The 21141-nt window shown below is 69.5% G+C and carries 14 protein-coding genes and 3 rRNA genes; 15 read left to right on the top strand and 2 right to left on the bottom strand.

Going from position 1 to position 21141, the window contains the following annotated elements:
• Window positions 1–2568: a phenylalanine--tRNA ligase subunit beta gene (gene pheT, locus DFJ68_RS03170; RefSeq protein WP_121030952.1), complete on the top strand. Its 2568-nt coding sequence runs from the start codon at window positions 1–3 to the stop codon at window positions 2566–2568.
• A 13-nt stretch (window positions 2569–2581) separates the two neighbouring features.
• Here pheT and DFJ68_RS03175 read toward each other — a convergent pair whose 3' ends face one another.
• Window positions 2582–3154: a P-loop nucleotide/nucleoside kinase family protein gene (locus tag DFJ68_RS03175; RefSeq protein WP_170165691.1), complete on the bottom strand. Its 573-nt coding sequence runs from the start codon at window positions 3152–3154 to the stop codon at window positions 2582–2584.
• Between the two features lie 61 nt (window positions 3155–3215).
• Here DFJ68_RS03175 and argC point away from each other — a divergent pair, with 61 nt between their 5' ends.
• From argC to DFJ68_RS03245, 14 genes are all read left to right on the top strand, one after another.
• On the top strand, window positions 3216–4259 hold the full coding sequence (gene argC, locus DFJ68_RS03180) for an N-acetyl-gamma-glutamyl-phosphate reductase (RefSeq protein ID WP_211333254.1): 1044 nt from the start codon (window positions 3216–3218) through the stop codon (window positions 4257–4259).
• A gap of 59 nt (window positions 4260–4318) precedes the next feature.
• Entirely contained in the window at window positions 4319–5464 is a 1146-nt protein-coding gene (gene argJ / locus DFJ68_RS03185; RefSeq protein WP_121035034.1) for a bifunctional glutamate N-acetyltransferase/amino-acid acetyltransferase ArgJ, read from the top strand.
• Between the two features lie 50 nt (window positions 5465–5514).
• Window positions 5515–6519, top strand: a complete 1005-nt coding sequence (gene argB / locus DFJ68_RS03190; protein ID WP_121035035.1) for an acetylglutamate kinase — start codon at window positions 5515–5517, stop codon at window positions 6517–6519.
• A complete protein-coding gene (locus DFJ68_RS03195) occupies window positions 6516–7817 on the top strand; it encodes an acetylornithine transaminase (RefSeq protein ID WP_121030958.1) in 1302 nt (433 codons plus the stop codon). The genes argB and DFJ68_RS03195 overlap by 4 nt, the downstream gene beginning before the upstream one ends.
• Window positions 7814–8305 (top strand): arginine repressor, encoded by a 492-nt coding sequence (gene argR, locus DFJ68_RS03200; RefSeq protein WP_121030960.1) that lies wholly within the window; start codon window positions 7814–7816, stop codon window positions 8303–8305. The genes DFJ68_RS03195 and argR overlap by 4 nt, the downstream gene beginning before the upstream one ends.
• A gap of 104 nt (window positions 8306–8409) precedes the next feature.
• Window positions 8410–9894, top strand: a complete 1485-nt coding sequence (gene argH / locus DFJ68_RS03205; protein WP_121030962.1) for an argininosuccinate lyase — start codon at window positions 8410–8412, stop codon at window positions 9892–9894.
• A gap of 102 nt (window positions 9895–9996) precedes the next feature.
• Window positions 9997–10614: a DNA-3-methyladenine glycosylase gene (locus DFJ68_RS03210; RefSeq protein ID WP_121035036.1), complete on the top strand. Its 618-nt coding sequence runs from the start codon at window positions 9997–9999 to the stop codon at window positions 10612–10614.
• A complete protein-coding gene (locus DFJ68_RS03215) occupies window positions 10611–11264 on the top strand; it encodes a DNA-3-methyladenine glycosylase (protein WP_121030964.1) in 654 nt (217 codons plus the stop codon). The genes DFJ68_RS03210 and DFJ68_RS03215 overlap by 4 nt, the downstream gene beginning before the upstream one ends.
• Before the next feature lie 202 nt (window positions 11265–11466).
• Window positions 11467–12726: a tyrosine--tRNA ligase gene (tyrS, locus tag DFJ68_RS03220; protein ID WP_121030966.1), complete on the top strand. Its 1260-nt coding sequence runs from the start codon at window positions 11467–11469 to the stop codon at window positions 12724–12726.
• Between the two features lie 650 nt (window positions 12727–13376).
• Window positions 13377–14907, top strand: a 16S ribosomal RNA gene (locus DFJ68_RS03225).
• Between the two features lie 437 nt (window positions 14908–15344).
• Window positions 15345–18473: ribosomal RNA gene (locus DFJ68_RS03230) — 23S ribosomal RNA — on the top strand.
• 204 nt (window positions 18474–18677) lie between these two features.
• A 5S ribosomal RNA gene (gene rrf / locus DFJ68_RS03235) occupies window positions 18678–18794 on the top strand.
• The 16S, 23S and 5S rRNA genes sit together here, the layout of an rRNA operon.
• Window positions 18795–18966: 172 nt before the next feature.
• A complete protein-coding gene (locus DFJ68_RS03240) occupies window positions 18967–19338 on the top strand; it encodes a cupin domain-containing protein (RefSeq protein WP_121030968.1) in 372 nt (123 codons plus the stop codon).
• A complete protein-coding gene (locus DFJ68_RS03245) occupies window positions 19335–20504 on the top strand; it encodes an adenosine deaminase (protein ID WP_121030970.1) in 1170 nt (389 codons plus the stop codon). Before DFJ68_RS03240 ends, DFJ68_RS03245 begins: the two co-directional genes overlap by 4 nt.
• Here the strand turns inward: DFJ68_RS03245 and DFJ68_RS03250 are convergent.
• The gene (locus tag DFJ68_RS03250) at window positions 20491–21141 is read right to left on the bottom strand and encodes a uridine kinase family protein (RefSeq protein ID WP_245963432.1); all 651 of its coding nucleotides are present in this window, start codon (window positions 21139–21141) and stop codon (window positions 20491–20493) included. The genes DFJ68_RS03245 and DFJ68_RS03250 overlap by 14 nt on opposite strands.

The raw sequence follows: 21141 nt of genomic DNA on the forward strand, positions 1-21141 counted from the left end.
ATGCGGATGCCGCTGAGCTGGCTCGCCGAGTACACCGACCTCCCCGAGGGCACCACGGGCGCCGTCGTCGCCGCGGGGCTCGTTTCCGTCGGGCTCGAGGAGGAGGACCTCCACGGCGGCGACCTCACCGGGCCGCTCGTCGTCGGACGCGTGCTCGACCTCGTCGCCGAGCCGCAGAAGAACGGCAAGACGATCCGCTGGTGCACCGTCGACGTCGGCGAGCACGGCCAGATGGTGACCGAGGGCAAGCACCAGGAGATCGTCTGCGGGGCGCACAACTTCGAGGTGGGCGACCTCGTCGTCGTCGTGCTGCCCGGGGCGGTGCTCCCGGGCGGCTTCGCCATCGCCGCCCGCAAGACCTACGGCCACGTCTCGAACGGGATGATCTGTGCCGAGGACGAGATCGGCCTCGGCACCGACCACGAGGGCATCATCGTGCTGCAGCGCCTGCTCGGCGACGAGAAGGCGTCGCAGCTGCGCCCCGGCGACGACGCCATCGCCCTGCTCGGCCTCGCCGAGGAGACGGTCGAGACGAACGTGACTCCCGACCGCGGCTACTGCCTGTCGGTGCGCGGCCTCGCCCGCGAGTTCTGGCACAGCCTCGGCAGCCCCGCCGGTGGCTACCGCGACCCCGCCGCCGTCGAGACCCCCGCGGCCAACGAGGCGGGGTACCCGGTCGAGCTGACCGACACCTCGCCGATCGACGGGCGCGACGGGTGCGACCGCTACGTGGCCCGGGTCGTGCGCGGCATCGACCCGACCCGACCCTCGCCGGCCTGGATGCAGCGCCGGCTCACGCAGTCCGGGATGCGGCCGATCTCGCTCGCCGTCGACGTGACGAACTACGTCATGCTCGCGGTCGGCCAGCCGCTTCACGCCTTCGACCTCGACACCCTCTCGGGCCGCGTCGTCGTGCGGCGTGCCCGCGACGGCGAGAGCCTGACGACCCTCGACGACGTCGAGCGCCGCCTCAGCCCCGACGACCTGCTCATCACCGACGGCGGCGAGCGCCCGCTCGCCATCGCGGGGCTCATGGGCGGCGCGTCGTCCGAGGTCACCGACGTCACGACCGACGTCCTCGTCGAGGCGGCCCACTTCGACGCCACGACGGTGGCCCGCAGCTCGCGGCGCCACCGGCTGGTCACCGAGGCCTCGAAGCGCTACGAGCGCGGGGTCGACCCCGCGGTCACGGCGGCCGCGGCGCAGCTCGCCGTCGACCTGCTCGTCGAGCACGGCGGCGGCACGGCCGACCCGGGCGTCACCGACGTCGACCGCACGCAGCCCCCGGCGGCCGCCCTGCTCGACGTCACGGAGCCCGGCCGCATCGTCGGGCGCGCGTACCCGCGGGGCCGGGTGGTCGGCATCCTGCGCGACCTCGGCTGCACGGTCGACGAGACCGGCGACGGCACCGACGAGGCTCACGTGCTCGTGACCCCGCCGACGTGGCGCCCCGACCTCGCCGGCGACGCGCCCGCGCCCGACTACGCCGAGGAGGTCGCCCGCATCGACGGCTACGACCTCATCCCGTCGGTGACGCCCACCCCGAGCGAGGGGCAGGGGCTGACCCACGGCCAGCAGGTGCGCCGGCGCGTGGCCGACGCCGTCGCGGCCGCCGGCTACGACGAGGTGCTCACCTACCCCTTCGTCGGCGAGGGCTCGGCCGACGCGCTGCGGCTGCCGGAGAACGACGACCGCCGCCACGCGGTCCGCCTCGCCAACCCGCTCTCGGAGGAGCGCCCGCTGCTGCGCACCTCGGTGCTCTCGACGCTCGTCGACGCCCTGCGCCGCAACGTCGCGCGCGGCCAGCGCGACGTCGCGCTCTACGAGCTCGGGCTCGTCTTCCGTCCCGGCGGCCCGGTCGGCACCGCACCGCTGCTGCCCGTGGGCACCCGCCCGGATGCCGCGTCGCTGGCCGCGCTCTACGCCGCGGTGCCGCACCAGCCGCGTCACGCCGCCGTCGTCGCCTGCGGCCAGGCCGAGCCCGCCGGCTGGTGGGGTCCGGGTCGCCCCGCCGACTGGAGCGACATGGTCGCGGTCGTGCAGACGGCCGCCCGCGCGCTCGCCGTCGAGGTACGGGTCGAGGCGGACGCCGACCACGCCCCGTGGCACCCCGGCCGGTGCGCCCGCATCACGCTCGTCGACGGGACCCTCGTCGGGCACGCCGGCGAGCTGCACCCCAAGGTGCTCGCCTCCCTCGAGCTGCCCCCGCGCACCGTCGCGGCGGAGTTCGACGTCGACGTGCTCACGGCGGCCAGCGAGCAGCCGGTGCAGGTGCAGCCGTTCTCGTCCTTCCCGCCGGCCCTGACCGACGTCGCCCTGCTCGTCTCCGCCGACGTCCCCGCGGCAGCGGTCGAGCAGTCCCTGCGCGAGGGCGCCGGCGAGGCGCTCGAGAGCGTGACCCTCTTCGACGTCTACGAGGGGGAGGGCATCGAGCCCGGACACGTCTCGCTCGCCTTCCGGCTGACCTTCCGGGCGCCCGACCGCACCCTGACGACCGAGGAGGTCAACAGCTACCGCGACGCGGCGGTCGCGGCGGCCACGGCCGCGACGGGGGCCACGCAGCGCTGAGCCGCGGCTGGCGTCACCGGTCGGGGTCGGGGCTCCGTGCCGGGGGAGTATCGAGCCGCGGCAGGGTGGGCCACCGCTGCGAGGCCCACTCGAGCCAGGCCTCGCACGGCGCCGGTGGGGCGGGAGGCGGACCACCGGCGCGTTCGGCCGGCGTCGGCGGCACGAACGAGGCGAGGTAGTGGTCGTGGTGGGCGTCGGTCATCTCGAACGTCGTGTCGGGCGCCTCGACCCACCGTCGGGCGGCCCGGGCGCGACGTTCCGCCTCCGTCAGCTCGAGGTGGACGAGGCGGTACTCGGCCCCGGCCACCGCGGCGACGGCGGCGACGGCCCACCGCTCCTCGGGCGACCAGCAGCCGAAGTCGAGCACGACGGACGAGCCGCCGGCCAGCACCTCGTGGGCCACCCAGATGAAGCGCCCCTCGAGGATGTTCCGCCTGCCCGCCGCGTCGGAGTGGCCGAAGAGCGGGGCCATCCACTCGTCGGGGGTGAGGCGCAGCAGGTGGTCGCGGGCGGCGATCCGCCGGGCCTCGGTGGTCTTGCCGACCCCCGGGAGCCCGACGGTGAGGTGGAGCGTGGGCCTGGGCATGGGGCCATCCTCCCGTGGGGTGGCCTGCACAACTATGCACGAGCGTGTATAGTCATGCATCATGATCAGGGCAGCAGTGGCGGGTGCGAGCGGCTACGCCGGAGGCGAGATCCTCCGGCTCCTGCTCGCCCACCCCGGGCTCGAGGTGGGCGCCGTCACGGCCGGCAGCAGTGCGGGTGGACTCCTCGGGGGCGTCCACCCGCACCTGACCCCCCTCGCCGGGCGTAAGCTCGAGCCGACGACGCCCGAGGTCCTCGCCGGGCACGACGTCGTCTTCCTCGCCCTGCCCCACGGGCACTCGGCCGCCCTGGCCGCAGCGCTGCCCGACGACGTCGTCGTCGTCGACTGCGGCGCCGACTTCAGGCTCGAGTCCGGGTCGGCGTGGACCACCTTCTACGACACCCCGCACGCCGGGTCGTGGCCCTACGGGCTGCCCGAGCTGCCGCTGCCCGCAGGCGGCCGCCAGCGTGAGCTCCTCGCCGGCGGCACCCGCATCGCCGTGCCGGGCTGCTACCCGACCGCGGTGACCCTCGCGCTCGCCCCGGCCGTCGGCTCCGGGACCGTCTCCCTCGACGACGTCGTCGTCGTCGCGGCCTCGGGCACCTCGGGCGCGGGCAAGTCACTCAAGCCGCATTTGCTCGGCGCGGAGGTGATGGGCTCGATGTCGCCGTACGGCGTGGGCGGCGGCCACCGGCACACCCCCGAGATCGAGCAGAACCTGTCGCGGGCGGCGGGCGCCCCCGTGACGGTGTCCTTCACGCCGACGCTGGCGCCGATGCCACGCGGCATCCTCGCGACGTGCACCGCCCGCCTGGTCGACGGCGTCACCGCTGAGCAGGTTCGTGATGTCTACGAGAACGCTTATGGCACAGAGCCCTTCGTGCACGTGCTCCCCGAGGGTCAGTGGCCCGGCACCGCGAACGTGCTCGGCAGCAACACGGCCCACCTCCAGCTCGCGGTCGACGAGCACGCCCGGCGCCTCGTCGTCGTCGCGGCGGTCGACAACCTCACCAAGGGCACCGCCGGTGCCGCCGTCCAGTGCGCCAACCTCGCCCTCGGTCTCGACGAGGGCCTCGGCCTGCCCCTCACCGGAGTCGCCCCGTGACACCCGAACCGTCCACGGCCCCCGTCACCTCCACGACGCCGGATGCCGGTGGGCCGGCCGTGCAGCTGCCCCGCGGCTTCCGCGCGGCGGGGGTCACTGCCGGGCTCAAGGCGAGCGGGCGCCCCGACCTCGCCCTCGTCGTCAACGACGGGCCCGACCACCACGGAGCCGCGGTCTTCACCTCCAACCGGGTCGAGGCGGCGCCGGTGACGTGGTCGCGCGGCGTCGTGGGTGACGGCCGGGTCGACGCCGTCGTGCTGAACTCCGGTGGCGCCAACGCCTGCACCGGCGCCCAGGGCTTCCTCGACACCCACCGCACCGCCGAGCACGTGGCCGACGTGCTCGGGGTGTCGAGCGGTGACGTCGTCGTCTGCTCGACCGGGCTCATCGGCGAGCTGCTCCCCATGCCGCTCGTGCTCGCGGGCGTCGACGCGGCGGCGGGCGCCCTCACGCCGGCGGGCCACCTCGAGGCGGCCACCGCGGTGATGACGACCGACACGGTGCCCAAGACGGCCCACCACCCGGCGTCCGGCTGGTCGGTCTCGGGGTTCGCGAAGGGGGCGGGCATGCTCGCCCCCGCACTCGCGACGATGCTCGTCGTGCTCACGACCGACGCCGTCGTCGACCAGGCCGAGCTCGACGCGGCCCTGCGGTCGGCGACCGCCGTGACGTTCGACCGCGTCGACTCCGACGCCTGCATGTCGACCAACGACACCGTCCTCGTCATGGCCTCCGGCGCGTCCGGGGAGCGGGCCGACGCCGACGCGCTGGCGCGGGCGGTCACGGCCGTCTGCGCCGACCTGGCCCGCCAGCTCGTGTCCGACGCCGAGGGCGCGGCCCACGACATCGCCGTCACGGTGCGCAGCGCCGCGAGCGTCGACGACGCGCTCGAGGTGGCCCGCGCCGTGGCCCGCAACACCCTCTTCAAGTGCGCCGTCTTCGGCAACGACCCCAACTGGGGGCGGGTGCTCGCCGCCGTGGGCACGACGCGGGCCACCTTCGACCCGGCCGCGCTCGACGTCGCGATGAACGGCGTGCAGGTGTGCCGCGGTGGCGGTGTGGGCGAGGACCGCTCGCTCGTCGACCTCACCGGCCGCGAGGTGCACGTCGTGGTCGACCTGCACGCCGGCGACGACGAGGCGACGATCTGGACCAACGACCTCACGCACGACTACGTGCACGAGAACTCGGCGTACTCGACGTGAGCGGCACCCCCGACCCCGTCCCGACCACGGCCGCCGACCAGCGCCAGCAGCTGCGCGGGCTCATCGACGCGGCCGCCCTGCGTGTGGCCGCGGGCAAGGCGGCCACGCTCGTCGAGGCGCTGCCGTGGCTCGAGCGGTTCCGCGGGGCGCTCGTCGTCATCAAGTACGGCGGCAACGCCATGCTCGACGACGACCTCAAGCGGGCCTTCGCCGACGACGTCGCCTTCCTGCGCTACGCCGGCCTGCGCCCCGTCGTCGTGCACGGCGGCGGCCCCCAGATCAAGAGCATGCTGTCGCGGCTCGGCCTCACCAGTGAGTTCAAGGGCGGCCTGCGCGTCACGACCCCCGAGGTCATGGAGGTCGTGCGCATGGTGCTCACCGGCCAGGTCGGGCGCGAGCTCGTCGGCCTGCTCAACCAGCACGGGCCCATCGCGGTCGGCCTCTCCGGCGAGGATGCCGGCCTGCTGGGTGCCCGTCGCCGCGGCGCCGTCGTCGACGGCGAGCTCGTCGACATCGGCCTCGTCGGCGACGTCGAGAGCGTCAACCCCTCCGCGGTGCTCGACATCCTCGCCGCCGGCCGGGTGCCCGTCGTCTCGACGATCGCGCCCGACCTCGACGTCGACGGTCAGGTGCTCAACGTCAACGCCGACACGGCCGCCGCGGCGCTCGCCGTCGCCCTGCAGGCGGAGAAGCTCGTCGTGCTCACCGATGTCGAGGGCATCTACGCGAACTGGCCCGACCGCGGCTCACTGCTCTCGAGCATCCGCGTCGACGCCGCCCGGCGGCTGCTCGACCGCGTCGACGACGGCATGGTGCCCAAGCTCGAGGCCTGCATCCGGGCGGTCGACGGCGGGGTGCCGCAGACGCACGTCGTCGACGGGCGGGCGCCGCACTCGATCCTGCTCGAGATCTTCACCGACGAGGGCATCGGCACGATGGTGCTGCCCGACGACTCCGTCGACGTTGTCGACGACGCCGGCGCTCATGACGACGCCGGCGCTCATGACGACCCCGTCGCTCGTGACACCTCCGACGACTCCGAGGTGGGACCGTGACCGCGAACAGCGACCTGCTCGCCCGCTACTCCGCGTCGATGGTGCAGGTGTTCGGCGCGCCGCAGCTCGTGCTCGCCTCCGGCCACGGCTGCTGGGTGACCGACGTCGACGGGCGCCGCTATCTCGACCTGCTCTCGGGCATCGCCGTCAACGCCCTCGGCCACGGGCACCCGGCGCTCGTCCAGGCCGTCGCGAAGCAGGCGGAGACCGCCATCCACGTATCCAACTTCTTCACGACCCGTCCCGCCGTCGAGCTCGCGGAGCGGCTGCTCGAGATCAGCCGCGCACCCGCGGGCTCCGGGGTCTTCTTCGCCAACTCGGGCGCCGAGGCGACCGAGGCGGCGGTCAAGCTGTCGCGGCGCACCGGTCGCCACCGCATCGTCGCGCTCGAGGGCTCCTTCCACGGCCGCACGACCGGGGCGCTGGCCCTCACGCACAAGGCGGCCTACCGCGAGCCGTTCGAGCCGCTGCTGCCCGGCGTCGTCTTCGTCCCGCCCGGCGACCACGACGCGCTGCGCCGGGCCGTCGACGAGCAGACGGCGGCGGTGTTCCTCGAACCGGTGCAGGGCGAGGCCGGCGTCGTGCCGCTCGGCGACGACTACCTGCGCCTGGCCCGCGAGGTCACGACGCGCGCCGGCGCGCTGCTCGTCGTCGACGAGATCCAGACGGGCATCGGGCGCACGGGCGACTGGTTCGCCCACCACCGCTCCGGGGTCGTCCCCGACGCGATGACGCTAGCGAAGGGGCTCGGCGGCGGGGTGCCGATCGGGGCGCTCGTGACCTTCGGCCCCGACGTCACCGGACTGCTGACGGCCGGCCAGCACGGCACGACCTTCGGCGGCAACCCGCTCGCCTGCGCCGCCGGCCTCGCCGTCATCGACACCATCGAGCGCGACGGGCTGCTCGAGCACGTCCGCGACGTCGCCACGGTGCTCGACCGCCTCGGCCCCACCGGGGTGGCCCCGCCCACCCCGACCGTAGAGAGGCCACGTCCCGACGCCGCGAGCACCGTCGAGAGGCCACGTCCCGACGCCGTCGCCGCGACGTCCGTGGCGTCAGTCCCGGGTGTCCTCGGCACCCGCGGGCGCGGCCTCCTGCGGGCCGTGCAGCTCGACGGGATCGACGCCGCGACCGCGATGCTGGCCGCCCGCGAGGCCGGCTTCATCGTCAATGCCGTCACCCCGACGGCGCTGCGCCTCGCCCCGCCGCTCGTCGTGTCGGCCCGCGAGCTCGAGGGCTTCGTCGACGCCCTGCCCGGCATCCTCGAGGCCGCGCGCGGCGGGGGAGCGCCACGGTGACGAGCCGTGCCCACCGGCAGAGGCGGGTCGTCGAGCTGCTCGACGCGCACCCGGTGCACAGCCAGGGCGAGCTGGCCGACCTGCTCTCGGGCGAGGGCATCGAGGTGACCCAGGCGACCCTGTCGCGCGACCTCGTCGAGGTCGGCGCGGTCAAGGTGCGACGCGGCCGCGCCCTCGTCTACGCCGTCCCGGGCGACGGGACGGGCGAGGAGTCGGCCCCGGGCACGCTCGGGGACGGGGCGAGCGCCCGCCTGCGACGGACCGTCGAGGAGCTCCTCGTCTCCGCCTCGCTCGCCGGCAACCTCGTCGTGCTGCGCACTCCGCCGGGGGCGGCGAACTACCTCGCCATCGCCATCGACCAGACCCGTGACCCCGACGTCGTCGGCACCATCGCGGGCGACGACACGATCATGCTCGCGGCGGTCTCACCCGACCGCGCCGCCGTCGTGCTCGAGCGGTTGCTCTCCCTGTCCGGCACGACAGACTGACCCTCGCGCCCGACTGGCGACGTCACGCCATCGACACGTGGCGTCACCCACCGACCGACCGACACCGACCGACACCGACCGAACCCCCGCTGGAGGACCCCGCCATGACCGCGCACCCCGACCCCGCCACCGCACCGGCCGACGCCCCGGCCGACGAGCGCGTGAGCCTGTGGGGCGGCCGGTTCAGCGGCGGCCCCGACCAGGCGCTCGCCGCCCTGTCCAAGAGCACCCACTTCGACTGGCGGCTGGCACCCCACGACATCGCCGGCTCGCGCGCCCACGCCCGGGTGCTGCACGCCGCAGGCCTGCTCGCCGACGACGACCTCGACGGCATGCTCGACGGCCTCGACCGGCTCGAGGCCGACGTCCGCTCGGGGTCCTTCACGCCGGCACCCGACGACGAGGACGTCCACACCGCGCTGGAGCGCGGGCTCATCGACCGGGTCGGCGTCGACCTCGGCGGGCGCCTCCGGGCCGGGCGTTCGCGCAACGACCAGGTCGCCACCCTATTCCGCATGTACCTGCGCGAGCACGCCCGGCTGGTGGGCGGTCTCGTGCTCGACGTCGTCAATGCCCTCGTTGCACAGGCGAACTCGCACCTCGGGGTGGCGATGCCGGGGCGCACGCACCTGCAGCACGCCCAGCCCGTGCTGCTCTCGCACCACCTACTGGCCCACGCGTGGGCGCTGCTGCGCGACGTCGACCGGCTCCGTGACTGGGACGCCCGCACCGACGCGTCCCCGTACGGCTCCGGCGCGCTCGCCGGCTCCTCGCTCGGGCTCGACCCCGAGGCGGTCGCCCGTGACCTCGGCTTCGCGCGCGCGGTCGAGAACTCGATCGACGGCACGGCCTCGCGCGACTTCGTGGCCGAGTTCGCCTTCGTCGCCGCGATGACCGCCGTCGACATCTCCCGCCTCGCCGAGGAGGTCGTGCTGTGGGCGACCAAGGAGTTCTCCTTCGTCACCCTCGACGACGCGTACTCGACGGGGTCGAGCATCATGCCGCAGAAGAAGAACCCCGACGTCGCCGAGCTCGCCCGCGGCAAGGCCGGTCGGCTCGTCGGTGACCTCGCCGGTCTGCTGACGACCCTCAAAGCCCTGCCCCTCGCGTACAACCGCGACCTGCAGGAGGACAAGGAGCCGGTCTTCGACGCCGTCGACACGCTCGAGGTGCTGCTGCCGGCCTTCTCCGGCATGGTCGCCACCCTCACGTTCCACACCGACCGCCTCGAGTCGCTCGCGCCGCAGGGCTTCGCGCTCGCGACCGACGTCGCGGAGTGGCTCGTGCGCCAGGGCGTCCCCTTCCGGGTCGCGCACGAGGTCGCCGGCGCCTGCGTGCGTGACTGCGAGTCGCGGGGCGTCGAGCTCTGGGACCTCACCGACGACGACCTCGCGCGCCTCAGCGAGCACCTCACCCCCGACGTGCGCTCCGTGCTGTCGGTGGCCGGCTCGCTCGCCTCGCGCGACGCCGTCGGCGGCACTGCCCCGGTCCGCGTGACCGAGCAGCTCGCCGCCGCGCGAGAGCGGCTGGCCGCCGTCCGCGACTGGACCGCGGTCACGCCGTTCGCCACGGGCGCGCCCGCCCGTTGACCGGCATCCACGCACCGTCCACGGCGACGGCTCGAGCACCGCACCGCACCGGCGCCGGCGTCGGTGGCGTGACCTAACGTGGGGCCGGTGACGACCGACCGGATGCCGCGTGGCTTCTTCGCGCGCCCGGCCACCGAGGTGGCGCCGGACCTCCTCGGGCGGCACCTCGCCTTCGGGGGCGTCACGGTGCGGCTCACCGAGGTCGAGGCGTACAGCGGCGAGGGCGACCCCGGGTCGCACGCCTACCGTGGCCCCACGCCGCGCACCCGCCCCATGTTCGGCCCGCCGGGGTTCACCTACGTCTACTTCACCTACGGCGCCCATTGGTGCGTCAACCTGGTCGTCGGCGAGGAGGGCAGCGCCTCCGCGGTGCTGCTGCGGGCGGCGGAGGTCCTCGACGGAGGCGATCTCGTGCAGCAGCGGCGCGGCCGCGCGCGCGTGGTCGACTGGGCTCGCGGTCCCGGACGGCTCGGGCAGGCCCTCGCCCTGCGCGGCGAGCACACCGGCCGCGACTTCTGCCGGCCGCCCCTGGGTGAGCCCATCGACCTGGCCGTCACCGCGGGCGACCCGGTGGCTCCCGACCGGGTGGCCACCGGCCCGCGGGTCGGGGTGAGCGGGCCCGGTGGCGACGGGGACCTCTTCCCGTGGCGGTTCTGGGTGTCCGGTGACCCCAACGTGTCCGCCTACCGGCCGGGCGTGCGCCGCCGGGGCACGCGGTGACGGGGCACCCCGTCGACCACGACGATCTACTGCGCCCGGTGACCGACGTCGCCCGCTCCCTGCTCGGCTGCCATGTCAGCAGGGCGGGCGTGACGGTGCGCATCACGGAGACCGAGGCCTACGCGGGCCTGACGGACCCCGCCTCGCGGGTGCTGTCGCGCCCGACGGCCCACAACGCGCCCGTCTTCGGCCCACCGGGGCACGCGTTCGTCTACTTCACCTACGGCCACCACTGGATGATGTGCGTCGTCACCGGGCCGGTCGGCGTGCCCGACGTCGTGCTGCTCCGGGCTGGCGAGGTCGTCGAGGGTCACGATGTCGTCGCCGCGCGCCGGGGTGGCGCCCGGCCGCGCGACTGGTGCCGTGGGCCGGGACGGCTGACCCGAGCGCTCGGCGTCGACGGCTCCTTCAGCGGCGTCGACCTCGTGACGGCGCGCCACCGGGGTGGGCCGGACCCCGACGAGGCGTTGCGCCTGACGACGGGGGATGCCGTGGGGCCGGCGTCCGTGGCCACCGGACCACGCGTGGGCGTGCGCGGACCCGGGGGTGACGGCGACGCCTACCCGTGGCGGTTCTGGTTCGACGGTGACCCCACCGTGTCGGCCTACCGGGCCGCGGCGCCGCGCCCGCGCCCGCGCGTGCCCGAGTGACGTGCGAACACCCCGCGGGCCCGCCTGACGACGCGTCCACGGCGGACGCCGGCACCCGGTATCCGGTGCTGTCCTCGACGAGGTGGCCGCGCGCTGGAACCCGTTGGAGCCGGGGGAGGGGGATGGGGCAGGCTGTAGCCGACCCGAGCCCGCCCGGCCGGAACGGCCAGCCGGGGGTGACGGTCGGGGAGGAGCGGTACCCGTGACCGACATCGTCGACGAGCTGCAGTGGCGCGGCCTGGTGGCCCAGTCCACCGACGAGGCGGCGCTGCGTGAGGCGCTGGCGGACGGACCGGTCACGATGTACTGCGGCTTCGACCCCACGGCGCCGTCGCTGCACTTCGGCAATCTCGTTCAGCTCGTCGTGCTGCGGCACTTCCAACGGGCGGGGCACCGGGTCATCTGCCTCGTCGGGGGCTCGACCGGGCAGATCGGAGACCCTCGACCGACGGCCGAGCGGGTGCTCAAGACCAAGGAGCAGACCGCCGACTGGGTGGCGCGCATCCAGGACCAGGTGCGGCCCTTCCTCGCCTTCGACGGCGACAACCCGGCCCTGATGGTCAACAACCTCGACTGGACGGCGCCGATCAGCGCGCTCGACTTCCTGCGCGACATCGGCAAGCACTTCCGCGTCAACCAGATGGTCAAGAAGGATGCCGTGGCCGCCCGGCTCGGTAGTGAGCAGGGGATCTCGTACACCGAGTTCAGCTACCAGATCCTCCAGGCCCTCGACTTCCTCGAGCTGTACCGCGCCCACGGCTGCATTCTGCAGACGGGAGGCGCCGACCAGTGGGGGAACCTCACGGCGGGTGTCGACCTCGTGCACCGCGTCGAGGGTGCGTCCGTGCACTGCTTCACGACCCCGCTGCTCACCGACGCGAGCGGGACGAAGTTCGGCAAGTCGGAGGGGAACGCCGTCTGGCTCGGCGCCGAGCTGACGAGCCCGTACGCCTTCTTCCAGTACTGGGTCAACGTCGAGGACGCCTCGGTGGTCACGCTGCTCAAGGTGTTCACCGACCGCTCGTCCGAGGAGATCGAGGCGCTCGAGGCGCAGGTGCGTGACGAGCCCTTCCGGCGCACGGCCCAACGAGTGCTGGCCGCGGACGTGACGACCCTGGTGCACGGGGCGGAGGCGACGGCCGCGGTGCAGGCGGCCTCCGAGGCGCTCTTCGGCAAGGGGGACCTCGCGTCCCTCGATGCCGGGGTGCTCGACGATGCGACGGCGGAGCTGCCTCGCGCGGAGGTCTCGGTCGGGGTGTCGCTCGTCGACGCGCTCGTCGCGGTGGGGCTCGTCGACTCACGCAACGCCGCACGCCGAGCGATCGCCGAGGGCGGGGCGTCGGTCAACAACGTCAAGGTGAGCGACCCCGACCGCGTCCTGGGCACCGAGGACTTCCTGCACGGGCGGGTGGCGCTGCTCAAGCGTGGCCGCCGCAACCTGGCCGCCGCACGCCTGGTCTGACGGCCGCAGGTGGGCGCCGGCAGGCACGGCCGTACGGGGCGGCTGCCGGACGGTGGGGAGCCCGGCCAGAGGCGGTCGGACGGAGTGGGACAGGCCCAAAGTCGTTGCCGGGCAACGGGATTCGCGCGATCGGGGCTCAGCGGCGTCGCGGATTTGTCATCTGCGGCGAGAGCGGGTTAATGTTCTCTTCGTCAGCCCGACAGGGAGGAACGGACGCCACCGCGGCGGTGTGAGAACACCGAGCGAAGTAGGCCGGTCCCGGGGCAGACACCCAGCACGATCAGTCGGGTGACCGGCCGATCAGACCTGGACCCGCAGGTCTCACAGGTCGCTCAGCGGGGCTCCGAACGGGGCCGGCGCGAGTTTGACTCGGTGAGAATCTGCACGTAAGTTTGAATAGTTGCCTCGGACGGCGCGTCACTGACGCGCTCGACGGTGAGCGTCCGATTCTTGAGAACTCAACAGCGTGTCACATTATTGATGCCATTTTTTTGTCCCGTTGGCTGGGGCTTCGTGTCTGTCTGCCGTTGTGGTGGGTGGGTGTGGGGTTCTGGTTGGGATGTTTCTTTGAGTTGATTTGACTGATGATCAGTTTTTTGCTGGTTGTTCGGTTTTTCAGCTGGGTTTTGAGCCCTTTGTTGGGTGTTTTTTCAACGGAGAGTTTGATCCTGGCTCAGGACGAACGCTGGCGGCGTGCTTAACACATGCAAGTCGAACGGTGATGATCAAGCTTGCTTGGTCGGATCAGTGGCGAACGGGTGAGTAACACGTGAGCAACCTGCCCCAGACTCTGGGATAACTTCGGGAAACCGGAGCTAATACCGGATATGACACTCGCACGCATGTGCTGGGTGTGGAAAGTTTTTCGGTCTGGGATGGGCTCGCGGCCTATCAGCTTGTTGGTGAGGTAGTGGCTCACCAAGGCGACGACGGGTAGCCGGCCTGAGAGGGCGACCGGCCACACTGGGACTGAGACACGGCCCAGACTCCTACGGGAGGCAGCAGTGGGGAATATTGCACAATGGGCGAAAGCCTGATGCAGCGACGCCGCGTGAGGGATGACGGCCTTCGGGTTGTAAACCTCTTTCAGCAGGGAAGAAGCGAAAGTGACGGTACCTGCAGAAGAAGCACCGGCTAACTACGTGCCAGCAGCCGCGGTAATACGTAGGGTGCGAGCGTTGTCCGGAATTATTGGGCGTAAAGAGCTTGTAGGTGGTTTGTCGCGTCTGCTGTGAAAATCCGGGGCTCAACCCCGGACTTGCAGTGGGTACGGGCAGACTAGAGTGTGGTAGGGGAGACTGGAATTCCTGGTGTAGCGGTGGAATGCGCAGATATCAGGAGGAACACCGATGGCGAAGGCAGGTCTCTGGGCCATTACTGACACTGAGAAGCGAAAGCATGGGGAGCGAACAGGATTAGATACCCTGGTAGTCCATGCCGTAAACGTTGGGAACTAGGTGTGGGTCTCATTCCACGAGATCCGTGCCGCAGCTAACGCATTAAGTTCCCCGCCTGGGGAGTACGGCCGCAAGGCTAAAACTCAAAGGAATTGACGGGGGCCCGCACAAGCGGCGGAGCATGCGGATTAATTCGATGCAACGCGAAGAACCTTACCAAGGCTTGACATACACCGGACGCATCCAGAGATGGGTGTTCCTTCGGGCTGGTGTACAGGTGGTGCATGGTTGTCGTCAGCTCGTGTCGTGAGATGTTGGGTTAAGTCCCGCAACGAGCGCAACCCTCGTTCCATGTTGCCAGCAACACTTCGGTGGTTGGGGACTCATGGGAGACTGCCGGGGTCAACTCGGAGGAAGGTGGGGATGACGTCAAATCATCATGCCCCTTATGTCTTGGGCTTCACGCATGCTACAATGGCCGGTACAAAGGGCTGCGAAACCGCGAGGTGGAGCGAATCCCAAAAAACCGGTCTCAGTTCGGATTGGGGTCTGCAACTCGACCCCATGAAGTCGGAGTCGCTAGTAATCGCAGATCAGCAACGCTGCGGTGAATACGTTCCCGGGCCTTGTACACACCGCCCGTCAAGTCACGAAAGTCGGTAACACCCGAAGCCGGTGGCCCAACTGCCTTGTGCAGGGGGAGCCGTCGAAGGTGGGACTGGCGATTGGGACTAAGTCGTAACAAGGTAGCCGTACCGGAAGGTGCGGCTGGATCACCTCCTTTCTAAGGAGCTGCCAGCTGTTGCTGGTGAGCCTGGTCTGTCCCCGAGTGTGGGACGGCAGGTGCTCATGGGTGGAACATCAATGATGGGCATCGTCTGGGTCTCGTGCCTGGTCGTCAGTACGAACCTCCTCCTCGTGTCCTCGCTTCGGCGTGGTCGGTGGGGTGGGGTTGGGGAACGCGGCCGGTGGGGAATCCCGGGGGGTGTCGTGACACGTTGTTGGGTCCTGAGGAATCGGGCCCTGCCAGGGATGTTTCTGGTAGCTGTGCGGGTCAGGCCTTGTGGTCTGGTTCGTGTGGTTGCCGGGGGGGTCGTGGTGGGTGTCGGTGACTCTGGTTGGTTCGGGCTTCACGTGCCGGCGCGTTCGTATGGACGTGTTCGGGTGGTGGGGTGCCGGTTGTGTTTTGAGAACTTCACAGTGGACGCGAGCATCTTTGTGGCTCAAGTTTTTAAGGGCACACGGTGGATGCCTTGGCACCAGGAACCGAAGAAGGACGTAGGAATCTGCGATAAGCCTCGGGTAGTCGATAACCAGACTGTGATCCGAGGATTTCCGAATGGGGAAACCCGGCTGGAGGCAAGTCCAGTCACCCGCACCTGAATATATAGGGTGTGTGGAGGGAACGTGGGGAAGTGAAACATCTCAGTACCCACAGGAAGAGAAAACAACAGTGATTCCGTGAGTAGTGGCGAGCGAAAGCGGATGAGGCTAAACCGGGCGTGTGTGATAGCTGTCAGGCGTTGCATGTCCGGGGTCGTGGGACCTATCAGTCGGTGCTGACATGCCGGCATGGAGTAAGAAATCTGCGTCATAGTCGAAGAGTCTTGAATGGCTCGGCACAGAGGGTGCGACCCCCGTAGACGAAATGGTGTGGACTCCAGATGGGGATCCCAAGTAGCACGGGGCCCGAGAAATCCCGTGTGAATCTGGCAGGACCACCTGCTAAGCCTAAATATTCCCTGGTGACCGATAGCGGACAAGTACCGTGAGGGAAAGGTGAAAAGTACCCCGGGAGGGGAGTGAAATAGATCCTGAAACCGTGTGCCTACAATCCGTCGGAGCCTCCCACCATTGGGTGTGTGGGGTGACGGCGTGCCTTTTGAAGAATGAGCCTGCGAGTTAGTGCTCAGTGGCGAGGTTAACCCGTGTGGGGAAGCCGTAGCGAAAGCGAGTCCGAATAGGGCGATATAGTCGCTGGGTCTAGACCCGAAGCGGAGTGATCTACCCATGGCCAGGTTGAAGCGCAGGTAAGACTGCGTGGAGGACCGAACCCACTTAGGTTGAAAACTGAGGGGATGAGCTGTGGGTAGGGGTGAAAGGCCAATCAAACTCCGTGATAGCTGGTTCTCCCCGAAATGCATTTAGGTGCAGCGTCACGTGTTTCTTGCCGGAGGTAGAGCTACTGGATAGCTGATGGGCCTCACCAGGTTACTGACGTTAGCCAAACTCCGAATGCCGGTAAGTTTAAGCGTGGCAGTGAGACTGCGGGGGATAAGCTCCGTAGTCGAGAGGGAAACAGCCCAGATCACCAGCTAAGGTCCCTAAGCGTGTGCTAAGTGGGAAAGGATGTGGAGTTGCTGTGACAACCAGGAGGTTGGCTTAGAAGCAGCCACCCTTCAAAGAGTGCGTAATAGCTCACTGGTCAAGTGATTCCGCGCCGACAATGTAGCGGGGCTCAAGCACACCACCGAAGCTGTGGCATTGACATATTGCTCGGCACCGACACCTGCGGGTTCGGTGTCCAGGCGTGTTGATGGGTAGGGGAGCGTCGTGTCGCCAGGGAAGCGGCGGAGTGATCCAGCCGTGGAGGCGACACGAGTGAGAATGCAGGCATGAGTAGCGAATGACGGGCGAGAAACCCGTCCGCCGAATAACCAAGGGTTCCAGGGTCAAGCTAATCTGCCCTGGGTAAGTCGGGACCTAAGGCGAGGCCGACAGGCGTAGTCGATGGACATCCGGTTGATATTCCGGAACCGGCGAAGGACCGCCCATGATGAACCTTGTGATGCTAAGTGCCTGAAGCACGCCACCGGGACTTCGGTCCCACCGGTGTGTGGAGCGCATGACCCGAACTGGTAGTAGTCAAGCGATGGAGTGACGCAGGAAGGTAGCCTCCGCGTGGCGATGGTTGTCCACGTCCAAGGGTGTAGGGCGCGGTCCAGGCAAATCCGGACCGCACACAGCCTGAGACCTGATAGTGACCGCGAATGCGGGAAGAGGGTGATCCTATGCTGCCGAGAAAAACTTCTAGCGAGGTTCGAGCCGCCCGTACCCCAAACCGACTCAGGTGGTTAGGTAGAGAATACCAAGGCGATCGAGTGAATCGTGGTTAAGGAATTCGGCAAAATACCCCCGTAACTTCGGGAGAAGGGGGGCCCTGATCGTGACGCCACTAGCTGGCTGAGCGTGATCGGCCGCAGAGACCAGGGAGAAGCGACTGTTTACTAAAAACACAGGTCCGTGCGAAGTCGCAAGACGATGTATACGGACTGACGCCTGCCCGGTGCTGGAACGTTAAGGGGACCGGTTAGCACGCAAGTGCGAAGCTGAGAACTTAAGCGCCAGTAAACGGCGGTGGTAACTATAACCATCCTAAGGTAGCGAAATTCCTTGTCGGGTAAGTTCCGACCTGCACGAATGGCGTAACGACTTCTCCACTGTCTCAACCACGAACTCGGCGAAATTGCACTACGAGTAAAGATGCTCGTTACGCGCAGCAGGACGGAAAGACCCCGGGACCTTTACTACAGCTTGGTATTGGTGTTCGGTACGGCTTGTGTAGGATAGGTGGGAGACTGTGAAGCTGGCACGTCAGTGCTGGTGGAGTCAACGTTGAAATACCACTCTGGTCGTTCTGGATATCTAACCTCGGTCCGTGATCCGGATCAGGGACAGTGCCTGGTGGGTAGTTTAACTGGGGCGGTTGCCTCCTAAAAGGTAACGGAGGCGCCCAAAGGTTCCCTCAGCCTGGTTGGTAATCAGGTTTTGAGTGTAAGTGCACAAGGGAGCTTGACTGTGAGACAGACATGTCGAGCAGGGACGAAAGTCGGGACTAGTGATCCGGCGGTGGCTTGTGGAAGCGCCGTCGCTCAACGGATAAAAGGTACCCCGGGGATAACAGGCTGATCTTGCCCAAGAGTCCATATCGACGGCATGGTTTGGCACCTCGATGTCGGCTCGTCGCATCCTGGGGCTGGAGTAGGTCCCAAGGGTTGGGCTGTTCGCCCATTAAAGCGGTACGCGAGCTGGGTTTAGAACGTCGTGAGACAGTTCGGTCCCTATCCGCTGTGCGCGTAGGAAACTTGAGAAAGGCTGTCCCTAGTACGAGAGGACCGGGATGGACGAACCTCTGGTGTGTCAGTTGTTCTGCCAAGGGCACCGCTGATTAGCTACGTTCGGAAGTGATAACCGCTGAAAGCATCTAAGCGGGAAGCACGTTTCAAGATGAGGTTTCCAGACCCGCGAGGGTGAGAGGCTCCCAGCTAGACGACTGGGTTGATAGGCCGGATGTGGAAGCACAGCAATGTGTGGAGCTGACCGGTACTAATAAGCCGATAACTTGATAACCACGAAGATGCTCCGCGTCCACTGTGCAGTTCCCGATACACAAACGGCGAACTGACAACACAACAACCCTTGACCGGGTGTGGGTTGGCTACAGCCACAGCCCCCACACGTACCGGTCCAGGGGACCCAAGAACTGAGAAACACCCCCACCACCACGGCCCACGACACGCGGCCGAATCTGGTGGGTGGACATCTCCATAGAGTTACGGCTGCCATAGCGAAGGGGAAACGCCCGGCTCCATTCCGAACCCGGAAGCTAAGCCCTTCAGCGCCGATGGTACTGCACTGGTGACGGTGTGGGAGAGTAGGACGCAGCCGGACAACCATTCACGAGAACGCCGCACCCTTTCGAGGGTGCGGCGTTCTTGCATGTCCGGACCCCTTTCTCAGACGTATTCTCAGAAGCCGGGAGACTGGTTCTTCGACAGAGCTCTGCGGCACGCGCTCGACAGAGGAGCAGAGGCGTCACCCCCCGTCGCACTACAGTGGCGACGTGCCAGAGCTCATCGCCTCACCCACCCGCATCCCCGTCCCCGGCGGCAAGGTCATCGACGAACACGTCGGCCGCGTCAACCTCGCCGACGACCCCTTGGGCGCGGCCGTCTCGGTGGCCCGCATGGTGGCACCGGCCGGCTGGTCCGAACCGTTCCAGACGCCGCAGTTCGACGAGATCACGCTCGTCATCGCCGGCGAGGTCGTCGTCGACCACGACGGGGGAGCGCTGCACGTCAGCGCCGGCCAGAGCGTCGTCACCCGGGCCGGGGAGCGCATCCGCTACTCGTGCGGCCCCGAGGGCGCCGAGTACGTCGCCGTCTGCCTTCCCGCCTTCAGCCCGGAGACCGTCGGCCGGGAGGACGACGCGTGAGCCGCCCCAGCCTCGAGCAGGTGCACGCCGCCCCCAAGGCACTGCTGCACGACCATCTCGACGGCGGTCTGCGGGCCTCCACCGTGGCCGAGCTCGCCCACTCCATCGGCCACCAGCTGCCGGCTGAGGGGACCGACGCCCTGGCGGCATGGTTCCGTGACAGCGCCGACTCCGGTTCGCTGCCGCGCTACCTCGAGACGTTCGACCACACCATCGCGGTCATGCAGACTCGGGACGGGCTGTTCCGGGTCGCGAGCGAGTGTGCCCAGGACCTTGCGGCCGACGGCGTCGTCTACGCCGAGAGCCGCTACGCCCCGGAACAGCACCTCACCGGCGGACTCGCTCTCGAGGAGGTCGTCGAGACCGTCAACGCCGGGTTCCGCGACGGTGAGGCCAAGGCCGCCGCGGCCGGTCGGCCTATCCGGCTCACCGCCCTGCTCACCGCCATGCGCCACGCCGCCAAGTCGACGGAGATCGCCGAGCTCGCCGTGCGCTACCGCGACGAGGGCGTCGGCGGGTTCGACATCGCCGGCGCCGAGGCCGGGTACCCGCCCACCCGTCACCTCGACGCCTTTGAGTACCTCCGCCGGGAGAACGCGCACTTCACCATCCACGCGGGTGAGGCCTTCGGCCTGCCGTCGATCTGGGAGGCCATCCAGTGGTGCGGCGCCGACCGTCTCGGTCACGGCGTGCGCATCGTCGACGACGTGACGGTCGACGGGGAGCCGTTCCCGACGTGGCTCGAGAAGCACCGCGACGACCCGCAGGCCCTGACCGAGCTCGACCTCGACCGGGTCGGCCTCGGCCGGTTGGCCGCCTACGTCCGTGACATGCGCATCCCCCTGGAGATGTGCCCGAGCAGCAACCTGCAGACGTCGGCCGCGCTCTCCATCGCGCTGCACCCGATCACCCTGCTCGCGCGCCTCCGGTTCCGGGTGACCCTCAACACCGACAACCGCCTCATGAGCGGCACCACCGCGTCGCGCGAGGCGTCGCTGCTCGTCGAGGAAGCCGGGTGGACCCTCGAGAACCTCCGCTGGGTCGCGGTCAACGCGATGAAGTCGGCCTTCATCCCCTTCGACGAGCGCCTCGCCCTCATCGAGGACGTCATCAAGCCCGGCTACACCGCCTTCGGCGACGGGGTCAGCGGGATCAGCGGGCGCTGAGGGGCGCGAGCTCGCGCTCCGCCTCGCGCGGGGTGATCGCGCGGGCCCCTTGCGCCGTGGCGGCCGCGACAACCCCCGGCTCGTCGCGCAGCAGGCGCAGGCCGCGTCGGACGAGGATGTGCGGCGGCTTGCGTCGCTCGGCGAGGTCCCGGGCGAAGCGACGCAGCGCGGTGACGTGACGGTTCTGCCGCACGCACAAGGCGTCGGCGAGCAGCCCGGCCCGCTGCAACGGCTCGACGAGTCGCCCCGCGAAGAGGCCCTCGGCGAGCACGAGCGCGTCCGGGCCGGCCACCACCTCGTGGTGACCCGTGACCGACGAGGTCGAGATGTCGTAGACGGGTACCCGCGCGCGGCCGTGCAGGACGAGGTCACGCAGGGCCTCCACCGCGGCCGGCTCGTCCCACGAGTCGGCGTGGTCCCAGTCGGGGATGCCGAGGGGCGAGCGGGGCAGCCGCGGGTCGTCGTGCTCGCGGTAGAAGTCGTCGAGCCGTACGACGGGCCACCCGTGACGGGACGACAGCCTCGCGGCCAGCCGGCTCTTGCCGGCCCCGCTCGGCCCCGTCAGCAGGATGACGCGGGCCGTGCCGGACGGGCCGGACGTGCCGGCGGAGGGGGTGGGGTGGTCGGGGCGGGGCAC

This window comes from Terracoccus luteus (assembly GCF_003635045.1).
Classification (GTDB): domain Bacteria; phylum Actinomycetota; class Actinomycetes; order Actinomycetales; family Dermatophilaceae; genus Terracoccus; species Terracoccus luteus.

Coding starts and splice junctions, on each gene's coding strand:
- pheT (WP_121030952.1), top strand. CDS start 1: ATGCGGATGCCGCTGAGCTGGCTCGCCGAGTACACCGACCTCCCCGAG.
- DFJ68_RS03175 (WP_170165691.1), bottom strand. CDS start 3,154: ATGCCCAGGCCCACGCTCCACCTCACCGTCGGGCTCCCGGGGGTCGGC.
- argC (WP_211333254.1), top strand. CDS start 3,216: ATGATCAGGGCAGCAGTGGCGGGTGCGAGCGGCTACGCCGGAGGCGAG.
- argH (WP_121030962.1), top strand. CDS start 8,410: ATGACCGCGCACCCCGACCCCGCCACCGCACCGGCCGACGCCCCGGCC.
- DFJ68_RS03210 (WP_121035036.1), top strand. CDS start 9,997: ATGCCGCGTGGCTTCTTCGCGCGCCCGGCCACCGAGGTGGCGCCGGAC.